Annotated in this window: 21 protein-coding genes; 6 read left to right on the plus strand and 15 right to left on the minus strand. The window is 38.5% G+C overall.

The features are described 5' to 3' along the window. Positions 1–15 precede the first annotated feature (15 nt). Genes mobB through CORI_RS06690 form a run of 5 tightly spaced genes read left to right on the plus strand, consistent with a single transcriptional unit; the run spans position 16 to position 4440 of the window. Complete coding sequence (gene mobB, locus CORI_RS06670; protein WP_173031312.1) at positions 16–495, plus strand: molybdopterin-guanine dinucleotide biosynthesis protein B; 480 nt, start codon at positions 16–18, stop codon at positions 493–495. Continuing rightward, positions 492–1346: a class 1 fructose-bisphosphatase gene (locus CORI_RS06675; protein ID WP_173031313.1), complete on the plus strand. Its 855-nt coding sequence runs from the start codon at positions 492–494 to the stop codon at positions 1344–1346. Before mobB ends, CORI_RS06675 begins: the two co-directional genes overlap by 4 nt. Then, on the plus strand, positions 1339–1542 hold the full coding sequence (locus CORI_RS06680) for a hypothetical protein (protein WP_169942526.1): 204 nt from the start codon (positions 1339–1341) through the stop codon (positions 1540–1542). The genes CORI_RS06675 and CORI_RS06680 overlap by 8 nt, the downstream gene beginning before the upstream one ends. 12 nt (positions 1543–1554) lie before the next feature. Further along, positions 1555–3450: a methionine--tRNA ligase gene (gene metG, locus CORI_RS06685; RefSeq protein WP_173031314.1), complete on the plus strand. Its 1896-nt coding sequence runs from the start codon at positions 1555–1557 to the stop codon at positions 3448–3450. After that, complete coding sequence (locus tag CORI_RS06690) at positions 3451–4440, plus strand: ferrochelatase (RefSeq protein WP_254064902.1); 990 nt, start codon at positions 3451–3453, stop codon at positions 4438–4440. A 156-nt stretch (positions 4441–4596) separates the two neighbouring features. On the opposite strand, the gene queC is transcribed toward CORI_RS06690, so the two are convergent. After that, positions 4597–5271 (minus strand): 7-cyano-7-deazaguanine synthase QueC, encoded by a 675-nt coding sequence (gene queC / locus CORI_RS06695; RefSeq protein ID WP_173031315.1) that lies wholly within the window; start codon positions 5269–5271, stop codon positions 4597–4599. Between the two features lie 103 nt (positions 5272–5374). Between queC and ybeY the strand changes: the two genes are divergently transcribed. After that, positions 5375–5785, plus strand: coding sequence for an rRNA maturation RNase YbeY (ybeY, locus tag CORI_RS06700; protein WP_173031316.1), 411 nt, complete (start codon positions 5375–5377; stop codon positions 5783–5785). Here ybeY and mrdA read toward each other — a convergent pair. From mrdA to CORI_RS06770, 14 genes are all read right to left on the minus strand, one after another. Continuing rightward, on the minus strand, positions 5782–7650 hold the full coding sequence (gene mrdA, locus CORI_RS06705; RefSeq protein ID WP_173031317.1) for a penicillin-binding protein 2: 1869 nt from the start codon (positions 7648–7650) through the stop codon (positions 5782–5784). The two genes, ybeY and mrdA, sit on opposite strands and share 4 nt — an antisense overlap. After that, a complete protein-coding gene (locus CORI_RS06710; protein WP_254064903.1) occupies positions 7647–8153 on the minus strand; it encodes a hypothetical protein in 507 nt (168 codons plus the stop codon). Before CORI_RS06710 ends, mrdA begins: the two co-directional genes overlap by 4 nt. Then, positions 8102–8584, minus strand: a complete 483-nt coding sequence (locus CORI_RS06715) for an N-acetyltransferase (RefSeq protein WP_173031318.1) — start codon at positions 8582–8584, stop codon at positions 8102–8104. Before CORI_RS06715 ends, CORI_RS06710 begins: the two co-directional genes overlap by 52 nt. Continuing rightward, positions 8585–9181: a ribosome biogenesis GTP-binding protein YihA/YsxC gene (gene yihA / locus CORI_RS06720; protein WP_173031319.1), complete on the minus strand. Its 597-nt coding sequence runs from the start codon at positions 9179–9181 to the stop codon at positions 8585–8587. Then, positions 9178–9660 (minus strand): lipopolysaccharide transport periplasmic protein LptA, encoded by a 483-nt coding sequence (lptA, locus tag CORI_RS06725; RefSeq protein ID WP_169942545.1) that lies wholly within the window; start codon positions 9658–9660, stop codon positions 9178–9180. Before lptA ends, yihA begins: the two co-directional genes overlap by 4 nt. Then, positions 9639–10160: an LPS export ABC transporter periplasmic protein LptC gene (gene lptC, locus CORI_RS06730; RefSeq protein WP_173031320.1), complete on the minus strand. Its 522-nt coding sequence runs from the start codon at positions 10158–10160 to the stop codon at positions 9639–9641. Before lptC ends, lptA begins: the two co-directional genes overlap by 22 nt. After that, positions 10151–10639 (minus strand): HAD family hydrolase, encoded by a 489-nt coding sequence (locus CORI_RS06735; protein ID WP_169942549.1) that lies wholly within the window; start codon positions 10637–10639, stop codon positions 10151–10153. Before CORI_RS06735 ends, lptC begins: the two co-directional genes overlap by 10 nt. Beyond that, on the minus strand, positions 10636–11205 hold the full coding sequence (gene hisB, locus CORI_RS06740) for an imidazoleglycerol-phosphate dehydratase HisB (protein ID WP_173031321.1): 570 nt from the start codon (positions 11203–11205) through the stop codon (positions 10636–10638). The genes CORI_RS06735 and hisB overlap by 4 nt, the downstream gene beginning before the upstream one ends. 2 nt (positions 11206–11207) lie before the next feature. Further along, positions 11208–12044 (minus strand): septal ring lytic transglycosylase RlpA family protein, encoded by an 837-nt coding sequence (locus CORI_RS06745; protein ID WP_301952196.1) that lies wholly within the window; start codon positions 12042–12044, stop codon positions 11208–11210. Continuing rightward, entirely contained in the window at positions 12028–13242 is a 1215-nt protein-coding gene (locus CORI_RS06750; protein WP_172201857.1) for a lytic transglycosylase domain-containing protein, read from the minus strand. The genes CORI_RS06745 and CORI_RS06750 overlap by 17 nt, the downstream gene beginning before the upstream one ends. Positions 13243–13255: 13 nt before the next feature. After that, positions 13256–14044 (minus strand): TatD family hydrolase, encoded by a 789-nt coding sequence (locus CORI_RS06755; protein WP_173031322.1) that lies wholly within the window; start codon positions 14042–14044, stop codon positions 13256–13258. Next, the gene (locus tag CORI_RS06760) at positions 14041–15297 is read right to left on the minus strand and encodes a diguanylate cyclase (RefSeq protein WP_173031323.1); all 1257 of its coding nucleotides are present in this window, start codon (positions 15295–15297) and stop codon (positions 14041–14043) included. The genes CORI_RS06755 and CORI_RS06760 overlap by 4 nt, the downstream gene beginning before the upstream one ends. Before the next feature lie 109 nt (positions 15298–15406). Beyond that, entirely contained in the window at positions 15407–16930 is a 1524-nt protein-coding gene (locus tag CORI_RS06765) for an AAA family ATPase (RefSeq protein ID WP_173031324.1), read from the minus strand. After that, the gene (locus CORI_RS06770; protein ID WP_173031325.1) at positions 16923–17798 is read right to left on the minus strand and encodes an NAD(+) kinase; all 876 of its coding nucleotides are present in this window, start codon (positions 17796–17798) and stop codon (positions 16923–16925) included. The genes CORI_RS06765 and CORI_RS06770 overlap by 8 nt, the downstream gene beginning before the upstream one ends. Between the last annotated feature and the right edge of the window lie 67 nt (positions 17799–17865).

The raw sequence follows: 17865 nt of genomic DNA on the forward strand, positions 1-17865 counted from the left end.
AGAAGTTGGAACTAGATGAAAAGATTGGCAATGGCGTTTTCAGGACCCTCAAATAGCGGCAAAACTACGCTTATATTAAAGGTAGGGCAAAAATTTATAAAAGACGGACTAAAGGTGGTTATCATTAAGCACGATCCGGGCGACAAGGCTCGCTTTGACGTCGAAGGCAAGGATAGCTATAGATTTAGCGAGATAGGTGCTGACGTGGTTGTGCTAAGCCCCACGCGCACGACATACTTTTCAAAAGAGCAAAAGAGTCTTGATGAAGTAGTGTCTATGGTGGGCGAATTTGACCTACTGTTAGTAGAAGGGCTTAAAACCCTGCCGCTTCCTAGGCTAAGCGTGTTTAAGGACGAGATAAACGCTGAGTATATCGGGTTTTCAAACGCTATTGCAAGCTATAAAAAAGAGTGTGAATTTGATATTTTAAATATGAATTTAGACGATATAGACACTATTTGTGAGTGGATTTTACAAAACGCAAAGGCTTTATGATGGAAAGAATTTTTGAAACGATCAAACAAATCGCCGTTAAGATTGCAGAAGAGATAAAATTTGCCGATCTTGGCTACACAGATCACGCAAACGCTACTGGAGATACCCAGCTTAAGCTTGATGTGCTAAGTGATGAGATCATCACGCGCGAATTTGCAAATTTAGAGTGCGTAAAAGCGCTGGTTAGCGAGGAAAAGGACAAAATTTTAGCGCTTAACGAAAATGCAAAATTCATAGTAGCATACGATCCGCTTGACGGCTCAAGCTTAGTTGATGTAAATTTTGCTATAGGCTCGATATTTGGCATATATGCAAACGAACTAAAGCCTGAAAATTTAGTAGCTTCGGCATATAGCGTCTATGGGCCGCGCCTTGAGCTGGTTATCTGCACGGATAAGCCAAAGCTTTATAGACTTAACAAAGAGGGGAAATTTCAATTTATCAAAGATTTGCAGTTAAAAGAAAAAGGCAAGCTAAACGCCACGGGCGCTACGCAAAAAGGCTGGAGCGATACGCACGCTAAATTTATAAGAGAGCTTTTTGAGCAAGGATACCGCTTAAGATATTCAGGCGCAATGGTGAGCGACCTGCATCAAATTTTGCTAAAAGGCGGCGGGCTTTTTAGCTACCCGGCTACCACCGATGCGCCAAACGGCAAGCTTAGAATGCTTTTTGAAGTGCTGCCTTTTGCCTTTATCTATGAGCGCGCAGGCGGAGCTACGAGTGACGGCTACTCTGCAAGTCTTTTTGATATAAAGATAGAAAAAATCCACCAAACCACACCATGCTTCTTTGGCTCAAAAGACGAGATAAAGACGCTACACAAATTTTACGGAAGCAAAAATGGCTGACGAGCTTAAGCAAAAAGACAAATTCGAGCTTGAGCTTGATAACCAAATAGACATATTAAAGTCATGCCAATCTCAAAAAAACCTAACAAGCTGTTTTGCCTGCGAAAATTTATTTGAATGCGAAATTCGTAAAAATTATGTTGATGCCGTCTATAATTCGATGTCTAAGGGCAGCACCGGCGGATTTGATTTTTAATTAAGGAAGATTATGAAAGCTTATATAACAACACCTATTTATTATGTAAATGACGTTCCTCATATCGGACACGCCTACACTACGATCATCGCCGATACGATGGCTAGATTTGCAAGGCTTAAAGGCGAAGAGACGTTTTTTTTAACAGGAACCGATGAGCACGGACAAAAGATAGAACAAGCTGCGCAAAAAAAAGGCAAAAGCCCAAAAGCATACGCAGACGAGATAAGCGCAAAATTTAAAGAGCTTTGGGATGAATTTGAGATAAGTTACGATCACTTTATCCGAACGACCGATGAGAGCCACAAACTAACCGTTCAAAACGCTTTTAACAAAATGCTTGAAAAAGGCGACATCTACAAAGGCGAATACGAGGGTTTTTACTGTGTTAGCTGCGAGACGTTTTTTACCCAAACTCAACTTTTAGATAACGAGTGCTGTCCTGACTGTGGGCGACCGACAAACTTAGTCAAAGAGGAAAGCTACTTTTTTAAACTATCAAAATACGAAGACGCCCTGCTTAAATGGTACGAGCAAAATGAGCAGTGCATACTTCCGAAAGGTAAGAAAAACGAAGTTGTAAGCTTCGTAAAAGGAGGACTTAAGGACCTATCCATAACTCGCACCAGCTTTGACTGGGGTGTAAAACTGCCTGCAAATTTAAATGAACCAAAGCACGTGATGTATGTCTGGCTTGATGCGCTAATGAACTATCTTTCAGCACTTGGCTACACTAGAGACGGCGAGAAAATGGGCTTTTGGGAAAATGCGGTACACTTAGTCGGCAAGGATATCTTGCGCTTTCATGCGATTTACTGGCCAGCGTTTTTGATGAGTCTTGATTTGCCGCTTCCTAAGCATATCGCAGCACACGGTTGGTGGACTAGAAACGGCGAAAAGATGAGCAAGAGCAAGGGCAACGTAGTCGTGCCAAAAGAGGTTGCAGACGCTTATGGACTTGAAAATTTCAGATACTTTATGCTGCGTGAAGTACCTTTTGGTCAAGACGGGGATTTCTCGCAAAAAGCACTTATCGAGCGCATAAACTCAGAGCTCAGCAACGATCTTGGAAACTTGCTAAACCGCATAATCGGAATGAGCGGTAAATACTCAAACTACGAAATTTCAAGCAAAGACGTAAAAAAATACCATAAAGAAATCTTGGACGAATCAACCGCTCATCTAAAAGCAGCTTGTGAGAATTTAGAAATTTTTGCCACAAATCGCTACTTAGAGGAGCTTTGGCGAGCGCTAAATATCGCAAACGCAAGCATTGCAAAATTTGAGCCTTGGAATTTGATAAAAGAAGGAAAAAAAGATGAAGCAAACGCTCTTGTAAGCCTTTGTGCGAATTTACTTGCGCGCGTGGCAATCTTGCTAAGTCCTGCGATGCCAAAGACTTGTGAGAAGATAGCCAATGCGATGAAATTTGAAATTTCAACTCAAAATTATCAAAAGATAATACTTGAAAACGAAGTTTTAGACTTTGTTTGCGAGCCTACGGCGCCGCTCTTTCCAAAGATAGAAAAAGAGCTTATGAGCACTCCTGCACCAAGCGTAGCCGAACCTAGCAAAGACGAAACGCCAAAGATAAAGATAGATGAGTTTAAAAGGTGTGTTATCAAAGTTGGAACTATCTTAGAGGCTTCAAATATCGAAGGCAGCGACAAACTACTTAAATTTAAGATAGATCTTGGCGAAAGCGAGCCAAGACAGATCGTATCGGGAATCGCTAAATTTTATGATCCAAAAGAGCTTGTCGGCAAGCAGGTTTGCGTGCTGGCAAATTTAAAAGAGGCTAAGATATTTGGCAATATCTCTCAAGGCATGATACTTACGGCAGAAGACGACTTGCTAGCGCTGTTAAGTCCTATCTCAAGCGTTAAAAACGGAGCGATCGTCGGCTAAATGATGAATATAGAAAACTTAAAACGTCTAATCAACGGCGATAGCATGAATACGCCAAGTGTCACAAGCGTTGTTGATTTTTCGTTTGAGGCTAAGAGTATTCGCCAAGGGTACGCATATATAGGCATAGATGCTACGCAAGAAGACATCAAAGAAGCTACGGCAAACGGGGCATACGCGGTCTTAATCGATAAAGAGTGCGAGATTACTGACAAGGAAGTCGCATTTATCAGAGTTGATAATCTAAATACGGCTATCATGCGTCTGGTTCGCTTTGAGAGTAGCTCAAAAAGACTTAAATTCTGCTCCATAAATGCCGTTCAAAAGGCTATCTTAAAGCGTATGAGTCTAGCAAAAAACGCATCTATCCTTCCGACTGACATAAAAGAGCTCTTTATCAAAATTTTTCACGCCAAAGAGGCCGATACGTTCTTTTGCGATGATCTTAAAATTCTCTCTAAGGTTGCGCCTTTTTACGATACCGCATGGACAGATATGAGTGCTGAAGCCATAAATGAAGGCTCGATTTTCTTTACGACTCTTATTTGTAGCGGCATCTATTATCAAAATTTGGCTATATCCAAAGTCTTTAAAGGATTTTTAGCAGGACTCATAGGATATCTAAACAAAAACGAGATCGAATTTAGACTCGGTGATCTGCGAGGGATCGAGCACTTTGAGCCGATATTTGTGGATAGAAATTTTAAAATCACTCCATTTGGAGCAAGCTTTAGGGCTTTTATAGTAGAAAACGACGAATCTCTTTTTGAGATGGAAGCAAATTTTTTAAGGCGAAATTTTAGCGAAATGATAGAAATTTGCGTTCCTGCAAATTTCAGATCAAATTTAGAACCAACCTTTGTTTTTAATGATTTAAGTGAGCTTAAAGAGCTTACAAATTTCCGATATGCGCTTGTTAAATGCCAAAAATCAGAACTGGAAGCGATGCTAAACAAGCAAGACAAAGAGGCGAATTTATTTGGATTTTAAGCAGTAATCCCGCCAAAACTAAATACAAAAAACTGCTTTTGATGGCTTAGTCTAATTAATTTTACTTGCGTATTATAAATTTCTCTTATCGACACTAGTGATAAATTTACTTACTGATAGGTTCTTTGCAAACTCATGTGTTAAAAGCAAATTTGTTTAGTTTGTTGTTTTCTTATACCCTATCTCATCTCTTACGCCCGCTTGCTTAAATCCTCTAAGCCTAAGCAAGCAGCTATCACACTGCCCGCACGCCTCCTCTTCGCTCTCATAACAGCTCCAAGTAAGCTCTAAAGGCACTTTAAATTTCAAAGCCTTTTGCACGATATCAGCCTTTGTAAGATTTACAAGCGGGGTTTTTATCTCTATCTTTGTTTTTATAGCCGTGCCTTCGTTTATAACCGCCGTCATCTTATCTATAAACTCGCTCGTGCAGTCAGGATAGCCGCTTCCGTCAGCCTCTATCACTCCGATATATATCGCTTCGGCTCCTTCTTTTTCGGCAAGCGAGGCGGCGATTGATAAAAATATTCCATTGCGATACGGCACGTAAGTTATAGGGATATCTTCTCCAAGGCTATTTTTAGGAACGTCTATAGATGTATCGGTTAGTGCGCTACCTCCGATATGAGCGATGAAGCTAACATCAAGCACCAAGGATTTGCTTACGCCAAGATCGGCGCAAATTTGATAAAAAGCCTCGCGCTCTTTTTTCATGGTGAGCTGATTGTAATCAAAATGAAGCGCTATTATCTCATACCCGGCACGCTTTGCCATATAGGCACAAAGAGTGCTATCCATGCCTCCGCTTATGATACAAACCGCCTTTTTCATCTATTGCCTTTGGTCTAAATTTGATGTTTTGCTTTAAATTTGAGTTTATAAATGCAAAATTTAGCTAAAATTATACTCAAATTTATCAAAGGAAGTCTTATAAATGATACTTTGCGAAGATGATTATCCCGAAATTTTAGATGAAATTTGCGAATTTTTAACAAGCGGCGACGTGGAATTAAGTTTCGTTGATAATGAGCAGATGAGAGAGATAAATCTAAGCCAAAGGGGTATCGATAAGACAACAGATGTGCTTAGCTTTCCGCTTGTTTATCAACTTCATTTGCCTCTTGGATGCGTTGTTATAAACACAAACTTGGCAGAGCAAAAAGCTGTCGAACTAGGGCATGAAAGAGATTCCGAAATAGCCCTACTCTTTACGCACGGCTTGCTTCACCTGCTTGGCTTTGATCATGAGATAGATAGCGGAGAAATGAGAGCTAAGGAGTGCGAAGTGATAGAGAAATTTAGCCTTCCAAAAAGCCTGATAGTGCGCACTATGGATGAGGATTAAGAGGCTTTCTTTTTCTCTTTTTTCTTCTCTTCTTCGAGTTTCTTTTTCTCTTCTTTTTCAAGAGTGCTTTCGATAACGTATTTTTGATCTATGTAGCCAAGCTCTATAAGCTTGTTAAAAATTTTAGCCGTAAGCGGTCCTGCGGCAAGTCCGCCGTGTCCGCCATGCTCTATGATGACGGTTACGACATATCTTGGATTTTCATAAGGACCGTAAGTAGTCATCCACGCATGAGAGCGCTGAAGATACTTCATATCTTCTTCTTTCATACGTTTTTTCTCTGTTTGCGAGATCGCTACGACCTGTGCGGTTCCCGTTTTTGCCGCAAGCTTTAGCTTTGCCTCCTTAAAGTGCTTAAACGCCGTGCCTTTTTGGTGATTTGCAACCTCATACATCGCTTTTCTTATATATGGAAGCTGTTTTTTCTCAAAAGCCGTGAATACATCATCGCTTTGCTCAAATTTAGCCACCTCTTCACCCACACTATGCAAAAAATGCGGTGTGATATTTTTGCCGGTTGCAAGCATGGCGGTATGTCTTGCTATCTGCATAGGGGTTACTAAGAAATTTCCCTGTCCAATGGAGCTATTTAAAGTCTCGCCGTGATACCAAGGCTGACCGTACTTTTGCATCTTCCATTCACGACTCGGCACGATTCCTATAAATTCATTAGGTAGATCAACTCCAGTTTTTTGACCAAACCCAAGGCGCTCGAGCACCGGTGCGATAGCGTCTATACCGATTTTAAGGCTACCTTTGTAAAAATAATCATCACAACTTTCTCTAATCGCCGAGTTCATATCTACAAAACCGTGTCCGTACTGGTTCCAGCACCTAAAATTTCGTCCGCCGACCTCAAGAGTGCCGCTACAATAATACCCCGAGCTTCTATCCATCTTGCCTGAGTTTAAAAATGCAAGCGCAACGCCCATTTTGATAACGGACCCTGGAGGATAGTGTCCGTTTACCAGCTTATTTAAAAAGGGATGATCTATACCGTTTATCAGCTCGTCCCATTTGGCTTTTGAAATTCCCGTCACAAAAGGGTTTAAGTCATACTCAGGAAAGCTTCCAGCCGCCAAAATCGAGCCGTCTCGCACATCCATTACGATAACAGCGCCTGCGTCTTTGTCAAAAATTTCTTCCACATATCTTTGCATCTCAAGATCGATGCTTAGAGTGATATCTCTGCTCTTTGGATAGGTCATAGATATCTCTTCTACCTGCTCGTTTAGGGCATTTACCTTTATCTTCCTAACGCCCTCCTCGCCTTGCAAGATAGAGTTGTAAAACCTCTCTATACCGCTTTTACCCGTGTGATTGGTAAGCTTGGCGATAGGGTCGTTTAAAACATCATCTTTGTTCGCTCTTCCCACGTAGCCGATGATATGAGAAGCAAGGTGCGAATATGGATAATGCCTTTTGGAAGCGGGCTTTACGCTTAAAACTTCACGAAGCGAAAGCGAAGAGATGTGAGGTATCATCGTGTCATAATCGATAAAATTTATGATCTCGATGAAGTCTTGATTATAAGGCGAATCGGCTTTAACGTAATCGCGTTTTAGCTTGGTAACGTTTATATCTTCAAAAATTTGGGCCAAATTTAAAAGCTCTTCGTCTAAAATTTTACTCTTGCTTAAATGCGGCTTGACAGATACCGAAAATCCAAGACGATTTACCGCTACAGGATTTCCTTTAACGTCTAAAATTTGCCCTCTTACAGGGGGAATAAATTGAGATTTTACTACGTTTTGCTCGGCAATCTCTTCGTAAATTTCGTTTGACTTGATACTAATATGATAAATTCTAACAAGCAGCAAGATCCAAACGCTAAATATGACGGCAAAAACTATGCGCATTCTCATGCAAATCGCTCGCGAAATAAAATAGTCGCCAAAAGAGCTTCAAAGGCTATGTAAATAAAATACTTGTGGTCAAAATTTAGCATATGTAAATTTGCGACGTATCGCAATAGTAAAGTGATCAAACAAGTCATAAAGTATCCGCTTGCGACAAAAACTATAAGCAAAATTTCACGCGATTTAAATGTTACAAGCAGCCAATCAGAAACCAGATAATAAAACAGCAAAAACCCTATCATCGTAGAAAAAAGCGCATATCCATGCACCTGCTCGGCAAAAATCAGATAAAAGATAGCAAAATACCATCTTTTGTCATACTTTTTGACTTTTTTATTTTTTTCGATATTTAAGATAATCATATAGGTAAAAAATATACCTATAAGCGGCGGCAAGTAGGTAGCTACGCTTGTGGCGGCTTGATATACAAGCAAAAACGCCGTCCAAAGAGCGAATTTTAGAATTTGTAAATCAGAGCTATTTCGTCGCATACCGGAAAGTGCTTGCATTTAATACAATCGGCCCAAATTTTTTGCGCAGGCAAATCAGACTTTGGAATTTCAACAAAACCAAGCTTTTCAAAGAAGCTTTTTCGGTAAGTTAGAGTAAAAACGGTCTTGATTTCATACTCTTTAGCCTCCCTAAGTATCTTTTGTACGAGCTTGCTTCCAACTCCGCCGCCTCTTAAATTTTTAGACACTACAAGGCTTCTAACCTCGGCTAAATTTACAGTATGTATATGAAGTGCACAAAACCCGACAATCTCTTCTTCTTTGCCGTCTTGATGCAAACAAGCAAGCATATAAGACCTGATATTGGTTGAAATTTCATCGTCACTTCTTGGCAGGATAAGTCCGCTTGCAACCTCTTCACGGACAAGCTCTTGCATAGCTTTTATATCTTTTAGTTTAGGCTTTCTGAAGTTTATTGCGCCGTTCATCTATACACCCAATGCATTTTTTACTATTAGCTCATTAGCTTTATCAATGCCTATCTTTTTAAGAACAGATACAAAGTGAGCGTTTGGATAGGCCTTTAAAGCTGCGCTTTTTTCGCTTTGATTTAGTTTATCCGCCTTTGTTAGGATGTTTAAAATTCTCTGATCGGCTCTTAAAAAGCTTTGCAGGTAGTCATTTACATTTTTATCTATCTCAAGATCAAAATGCCTACTATCTATAAGATGAACGAACAACTTGATATTAGATCTTTGTTTTAAATATTCGTCTAAATTTCTCTTCCATTCGTTATGCATACTTTTTGCCACTCTTGCATAACCAAAACCGGGCAGATCGACAAATACAAGATTGATTCTTTGCTCATCGTATTCGTAGCCTACTTCAAAAAAATTTATAAGCTGAGTTTTACCTGGAGTAGAAGAGCTTTTGGCTAAATTTTTATGATTTACAAGAGCGTTTATAAGGCTACTTTTGCCCACATTTGATCGCCCCAAAAAAGCAACCTCGCTACCGCTAACAGGTGGAGCTAGGGAAATATTTGGCGCCGAGATTAAAAATTTAGCATTAAGCGCTCTAATCACTTGTTCTTACTCTTTTCTTCAACCTGAAAGATAAATTTAACCGGCTTTTTGTTTCCGCTATTTACATTATACGTTCCGCTGTTTTGATTTACGGTTATCTTTTCGCCATAGACTTTTTTATCGGTTTCTTCTTCGTGCAAAAAGCCGTTTCCGTTTATGGTGTATAAATTCGGTGCAGGCTCGTAAATAAGCTCGTTTCCGCTTCCGTTGTAATTTTTATTTTGTATAATGACTTTAAATTTGGCATCTCCGCTGGCTACATATTTAAGAGGGTTTCTTTTGGCGTCAAAGTATATCAAAACCTTATTTGCCGTTAAAACATCCTTGCCCTTTTTTATATTTACATTTCCGCTAAATTCGCTTATAAGCTTTTTTTCATCGGCGTAAAAATCATCAGCGGTTACCTCTACCTGCTCCGCAAAAAGAGCCGACAAACCAAATAAAACAAAAGCCCAAATTATCTTTTTTCCTCTATCCATGCGCGGATTCCTTTTACATATGTTCTTTTTAAATTTGCATCATAGACCAAAGCATCACCTACGACTTTGTCGCCATTTTGAGTCATCACAAACGAAGTATCGGATACCGCGAGCTTTGATTTGATATCATACACCACTTCATCCGAGACAAATTTAAGCCCATCGCTACTTATATAATCGACATTGCCTTTAAATTTAAGCGTATCGTTTTGATAAAAAGCCTTATCGGATGTTAAATTATGCTCTTTATTATCTTTTATAATTTCGGCTTTAAAGCTAAGAAATTCATCCTTATCGCTATACTTATTCCACTCGTCAGCCTCGTATCTTGCGTTTATGATAGTGGAATTTAGCTCATAATCAATTACATCGTTTATCTTCATACTGGCGATAGAATTATCAGGCTTAATGCTTTGAGTATGATACGGATCTTGTATGGTCAGATAAACCATCGCTACGCTAAAAATAGATATAACGAAGTAAAAAATCTTTATAACCAACGTTTAGACCACTCTTCATAAAGATTTTCATGCTTTATCAAAATTTCAATCATCTGCCTAATCGCCCCATTGCCACCCTTAAAATCAAGCTTGGTTTTTACATCAAGCTCTTTTATGGCATTTTTTGGCTTGAAGCTCCACTTTACAGCCTTTAAAAGCTTATAGTCATTATAGTCATCACCTATAGCGGCTGCGTTTTCAAAGCTTAGTCCTTCGAATTTTAAAATTTCTTCAGCTACGGCAAATTTATCGCTTACGCCTTGATATACGTGATCTATCTTTAAATTTTCAGCTCTTCTTTCTACTATTGCGGATTTTCTTCCTGTTATGATGGCTACTTTTTTACCAAGCTTAAGCCAGCTTTCTATGGCGTATCCGTCTTTAACATCAAAGAACTTAATCTCCTCGCCGTTTGCGCTATAGACTATCTTACCGTCAGTCATACATCCATCAACGTCTAAAAATATTATCTCTATCACAGCACTCCCTTTGTGCTTGGAACTCCGATTCTTTCGTTTTTAGCAAGCGCTCTTCTAAGAGCCACGGCTAGAGCTTTAAAGCTTGCTTCTATGATATGGTGAGAGTTTTTGCCACGAATTTTAGTTATATGAAGCGTGATATTTGCGTTAAATGCAAGAGCTTGGAAAAATTCATTAACAAGCTCGATGTCAAAATCACCTACTTTGCCATCGCTAATACTTTCATAAACTAAAAAAGGTCGGTTAGACAGATCAAGGGCGCAATTAACCGCCGCTTCATCCATTGCAACAGTAGCTTCTCCAAATCTTTCTATCCCGTTTACAGGATAAATGATCTCTTTTAAAAGAGAGCCTATAACTATGCCCGTATCTTCAACCGTATGATGAAAATCTATATGCAAATCACCCTTTGCAACAAGCCTCATATCAAACAAAGCATGCTTGCCAAAGGCTTCAAGCATATGATCAAAAAATCCTATACCCGTGCTTACCTCGCACTTTCCGCTTCCATAAATTTCCAAATCTAAGCTTATATCGGTCTCTTTGGTCTTTCTTATCTTTTGCACGCTTACTCCCTTGCGATAAATGCGCCTTCTATATGCCCTGCTTCAATGAAGTCTCTAGCCTCGTTTTCGCTTCTAAATCCTGTTAAGAAAACTCTATAAATCGGCTTATTATCAAGCGTATATTTTCTAATTTCGGCGGTATAGTTTTTAGTTGAATGCTTGTTTTTATAAGTTGTAGCACCGCTTAAATTTCTAAACGCCCCGATTTGAACCATAAATTCTCCGCCCACAAACACATCTTGCGGTTTTTGCGCTACAACTACGCCTCCGGTTGTCTTTTGCTCTTTTGTTGTACCAGAAACAACCGTGGAGCTATCGCTTATCTTGCCGTTAAATCCTATCACCTCTAAAAATACTGGAGCTGTTCCTGCGGCTATCATATCTATCTTGGATGCTGCGGTTTTGGAAAGATCTATAACCCTGCCTGCCACAAACGGACCTCGATCGTTTATACGCACCACAATGCTTTTTTTATTTTTTAAATTTACGACTCTAACCATTGTATTCATCGGCAAAGTCTTATGCGCGGCAGTCATATTGTACATATTATAAATTTCGCCGTTTGAAGTTTTTTTACCATGAAAATCAGGACCATACCAACTTGCAATACCGCTGGCCGTATCTCCTACGCTAACAACCGTAGGATAGTAAGTCTTGCCGTTTATCTTATAAGGGCGCATAGTGGCTTCATGCACTTTTTTAGAGTTATTTATCTTTTCTTGTGTTGGTCCCTTTGGTCCGCTTGGTCCTAATATCCCGCTCACGACAGAACAGCCTGTAAAAAATATAGCTACAAAAACACTAAGAAGCGTAAATTTTATACTATTCTGAAGTTGCAAGCTTTGCTCCGATAGAAGAATTTGAGCTCATCAAGCTATTTGCATCCTTTAAATCCTCAAAAGCGACATCAAATTTCTTTGCAACTTCACTTAAAGTGTCTCCGCTTTTTACTATATATTCAGCCAGATAATTAACATCTTGATCGCTAGGAATGACTAATTTTTGATTTGGCTTTATCTCGTTTGAAGCAAGAGCGTTATACTCCTTGATAATCTTATGACTTACGCCTGTTTTTTCAGCGATTGCAAGGAGCGTTTCGTTTTTGCCCACAGTGTAAATTTCAAATTTACGATTTTTAGCAACCTCGAAATTATTATCAAACATCTCTTTTTTATTTTTTGGTATATACATATAATACGGCTTATCAACAGGCGGAGTATAGACAAATTTAAGATGAGAGTTGTACTCTTTCATTCTTTTTAGACTAAGTCCGATACTGTCGCCTACCTCCATCAAAGTAGTTCCTCCGGGCACTTTTATCTTCTCAATCTCCATGCCCTTTGCATTTGTTATAAGCTCGGCATCTTTTGAACTAAGGAAGTTCTTATCGTTTGCGATATGCGCAACGGTTAAAATTTTCTTAACAAAATTTCTAGTTTCCTTTGGGATATAGCCTTTATTTGCGTCAAGCAAAGTAGCCAGATCATCCGTTCCTGCCTTTTTAATAGCCGATCTTAGCTTAGTGTTGCCGCAGTTATACGCCATCATAGCAAGATACCATTTCCCAAATTCGTCTTTTAAGCTCTGAAGATACTTGGTAGCCGCGATAGTTGCCGCGATAGGATCTTTTCTCTCGTCCGTATAGTTATCCACTCTAAGACCGTAAAGCCTTGCGGTAGGCGCCATAAACTGCCAAATTCCGATTGCACTCTTGCTTGATACGACATTATTGGAAAATCCTGATTCTATCATTGCAAGATACAAAAAAGACTCCGGAATACCTGAGTCTTTGATGATTTTTTGAAGAGTAGGTATGTGCCTATGTCCGTTTTTTAAAGTTTTTACGAATTCCTTCTTCTTGCTCTCTTTTATGCTATTTTTTATAGAGCTATAGTGTGGATTTTTCATAAATTTAGCATCTATATCAAACTCTTTTAATATCTTCTTTTGTATTTCTATATGATCTTTGTTTGCCGTTGATGCAGACAAAACTCCAAAACAGGTCATACACAAAAGAATTATCTTAAAATATCTCATTTTTCTCCTTGGTTTATGCTGTTTTAAAATGCCCAAAAAGCATCTTTGCATTTGACGTTGTTAAATTTATCAACCTCTCTTTATCTAAATTTAAAATTTCAGCCATTTTCTCAGCAACCAGCTGAGTATATATCGGCTCGTTTCTTCTGCCTCTATACGGCTCTGGAGAAAGATACGGACCGTCTGTTTCAATTAGTAACTTATCTTGTGGAATTTTAGGCAAAATTTCCACTAAATTTTTAGCGTTTTTAAATGTCAAAACTCCGCCTATGCCAAAATAGAAATTCCCGAATTTATTTAGCTCCAAAAGCAAAGGCGATGCGTTATAACAGTGCATTACGGCGCCTACAAGCCTACTTGCATACTCTTTTAGTATGTTAAAAGCATCCTCATTGGCATCTCTAATATGTAAAATAACGGGCATCTTTAGCTCGCTAGCCAAATCAAGCTGAGAAGCAAAAACCCTCTTTTGAAGCTCTTTTTCGGCTATTTTTTGACTATCGTCTTTTAGCAATCTAAAATAATCAAGCCCACACTCTCCGATAGCTATACACTTCTCATGACCGGCAAATTTACGAAGCGTATCGATATCTAAATCCTCTTTATGATATGGATGAACGCCTGCGGCAAAAAATACATTATCAAATTTCTCAGATATCTTAGCAGCTTTTGGTAAATCATTAATATCAGCCCCCGGGATTAAAACCCCTCCTACACCTTCGTTGTAGGCATTTTGCATGACCATATCAAGATCATCATCATATCTATTATCGTCAAGATGGCAGTGAGTATCTATGATCACAGATTGATCTCCACACGGTTTCTTCCGTTTTTCTTAGCGGCATAAAGAGCCTTGTCTGCAAGCTCTAGTATTTCATCTACGCTAGATTCGTTATCTCCAAATGCCAAACCAATAGAAACGGTCATTTGGATATTTGCTTTTTTTAGCATAACTACACTTGATGCTATAGCGGCTCTTAAGTTTACAAAAAATTTCACGGCCTCTTCTTGGCGTATATTCTTAAGTGTCACACAAAACTCCTCGCCGCCAAAGCGAGCTACTATATCGCTTCCCTTAGTGGAGTCTATAAGTTTTTTAGCTAAAAATTTAAGCGCTCTATCGCCGCCGTCATGCCCATATGTATCATTTATCTTTTTAAAATGGTCAATATCTATCATCGCCAAAGCGTAATTTTCATTTTTTTCTGCGATTTTCTTTAAATATTCATCCATGTCGCTATAAAAATAACGCCTATTATAAGCGCCCGTTAAAAAGTCACAATTAGCAAAATTTGCAATTCTTTCTATGTTTTCCATGGCTTCTATAGTGTTATTTACTCTAGATATTAGCTCTTCTTTTTCAAAAGGCTTTGCTATGAAGTCATTAGCGCCACTTTTAAGAAATACGGCTGCATTTATCTCGTCCTTAGGAGAGGTCATTACGATAACTCCCAAAGAGTTTTTATCCTTGTCTTTTCTTACCTCTTTTAAAACTTCAAGACCGTCTTTAACAGGCATTCTATAATCTGTAATAATCAGCTTTATATCGGGATTATCTTTAAAATAGCTAAGAGCTTCTTCGCCGTGAGCTGCGGCAAATACTTCAAACTGCAAGCTTTTTAAAATTTTTTTCGAGCTATTTCTAAAAGTCAAAGAATCCTCAATGACCATTACTTTATATTGTCTATTTTGCCTAAGACGATTAATCATATGAAATATATAATTTATATCCTCCATATTGCCTTTATAGACATAATCCACAATATCTTTATGTATGAAAGTCTCTCTTGTTTTGTTATCCACACTTCCGGTTAAAACTATGCTCGGCAAGCCTTTTGAGATGACATAATCAACAACTTCTCCGTCTGGTGCATCAGGCAAATTTAGATCAAGCAATGCTATAAAATAATCATTTGGATTTTTTAAAAATTCCTGCGCCTCTTTTAAACTATAAGCTATATCAACCTGCATATCGACGTTGTCTTCCATCTTTTTAGCTATTAGTTTTGCAAGTGATTTGTTATCCTCTACTATTAAAATTCTATTTTTTTCCATATTTTTTATATTACCTATTAAATTTTATATTTAAACTATATTAACTTTTTTCAAAAGCGTTAGATATTATCATCTTTTTTCTTTTTTAAAAATAAAATTTCGGACATAACTACCCGTCTAAAAGCTGCTTGGCAAATTCCATCGCCTCTTTGCTTACGGTCTCTCCGCTTATCATTCTGGCAAGCTCAGATATTCGTTCGCTGTTTTCAAGCTCTCTTACGATGGATTTTTCTTCAAGTTTTTCAACCAAAAAGTGAGAATTTGCTTTTGAGCTAAGTTGAGGCTGATGCGAGATAGCAAAAATCTGATAGAATTTCGCCAAATTTAAAAGCACATTTGCGATACTCATCGCCTCTTTTCCACTTAAATTCGCATCTATCTCATCAAGGATTATTACCCCTTCTCCGCTTCCTGAAATTTGCGTTTCACTTGCTATAAAGGCAAGTCGCAAGCGGTTTAGTTCGCCCGAGCTTAAATTTTTTAAATTGGTCTCGTTTAAACTCAAAGCTATCTCGTCAACGCCGAATTTATCAAGCGGCTTTTGGCTTATTTTAAGAGTGATTTTGCTCATATAAAGCTCTTTAAGATATGAATTTATAAGATCCTCAAGCTCTTTTAAATTTTCACTCCTTGCCTTTGTAAGCTTGCTTGACATATCGTTAATCTCGCTTTTTAAAGCGTTAAATTTAGCTTCAAGCAAGCTTTTTTCAAAGCTTATATTTTCATATTTACTAAGCTCGGCTTTTCGTTTTTTTAAAGTTTCAAGCGCTTCCTCGATGCTTGCGTATCTGCGAATTAGCGAATTTAGCGCCTCGATCCTATCCAAAACTCCCTCTATATCGATATCTTCAAGCTCGTCCATATTTAGGTTGTCGCGCGCTATTCTAAGCTCGTTCATACACTCTTCAAAAAAGCTCGCATCTATATCGCTGATATTTAGCGCATCTATGACGGCTCTTTCAACGTGAAATACGGCTTCGGCCCTACCCCAAGCTTCATTTATCTTATCTTTTTTACTAAGGCGTTTTTTTATCTCCATAAGCTCTTCAAATTCGCCTACTTTTGGGCTAACTGACTCTATTTTTGATATCTCAAAACTTGCAAATTCCTTAAGCTCCTCAATCCTTCTTTCATCTTCTATTATATTTTGCAACTCTTTTGAGATTTGATCAAATTCCTTAAATTTTGCCTCAAATTCCTGCTTAAATTTTAAAAATTCTCCGTTTTTTTTACTTTCGGCGATATCAAGCAAATTTAAAAATCTCTCGTTTTCAAACTCGTTTATCTCTTTGGCGGACAGATATTTTATATGCTCTTTTGCGATTGAGGCGAGATTTTTCTTTGAGATAGCCTGAGAGTTGATAAAATACCTTGTCGCCTTATCTCTAAACAGTTTAAAAGTATTTATCTGCTCGCTCTCAATCCCATACTCCTCGGCACTGAATTTATACTCCACATCCGCTTCAATCAGCTTTGCGTCGCTATCCTTAAGCCCAAAAACAGCCATTATCGCGCTCATCAAAACCGACTTGCCCGCACCGCTTACGCCGGTAAATACGCTAAGTCCCTCCTTAAATTTCAGCTCAACGCTATCAAAATTTAGATATTCCTTTATCAAAAGCCTCTCAATCATTATAACCCCAGTGAAGTTTTTCTTTTAAAATTTGAAAGTAATCCCTGCCGATATGGCGGATAAATTTTGCCGATTTTTCACTCAAAGCAACGCTAACACTATCTAAATTTGACATGTTAAACCTATCTTGCCCATCGATAACCAAAACAGCATCGCTTTGGGTTTTAAATTTCATCTCAAAGCCTCTTGGAAGCACAACCGGACGCTGAGTAAGCGAATGAGAGCATATCGGAGTAACGGCAAAAACATCGCTTAACGGATAGATGATAGGTCCGTTTGCGCTCATGTTGTAAGCAGTCGAGCCGATCGGCGTTGATATAAGAACACCGTCGCCAAAATACGAGTTAAAATCTTTTCCGTTTAAAAGCGCATTGATATGAGCCATAGAGCCTGGTTTCAAGCTTAGTATCGCAGCTTCGTTAAAGGCTATCTTTTTTACCGTATCGCCGCTTTTTTTATGCATAAATACATCAAGCATAAACGGAGTTTCGATATCAAATTTTCCCTCAAAAAAGTCTTTAAAAAACCCTTCGCATTCATCCATCGTGATATCGGTTAAAAACCCAAGTCTTCCTGCGTGAATTCCAAGCACAAACGGCGAAATTTCTGCACTCTGTCTGCAAACGGATATGATCGTGCCGTCTCCGCCTAAAGAGATTAGAAAATCACAATTTTTAGCCAAATTTATTAGCTCAAAACCTTGCTTATCAACCTCTTTAGCGCAACTTTTTTCAAGCAAAATTTCTACACCGTATTTGGCTAAAATTTTCTCAATCGTCTTTAAATTTTTAGCCAAATCGGCATTTATCTTAGCTATAACTCCGACTTTTTTTACATCGGCAATATTTAAATTTCTCTCTTTTTTCATAGTTTTGATTGTAGCATATTTTGGTTTAAAAGCTCGGCAAAAGCAAAATTTGAGTATAATCAGGCTT

Source organism: Campylobacter sp. CCUG 57310 (assembly GCF_013201975.1).
GTDB lineage: Bacteria > Campylobacterota > Campylobacteria > Campylobacterales > Campylobacteraceae > Campylobacter_A > Campylobacter_A canis.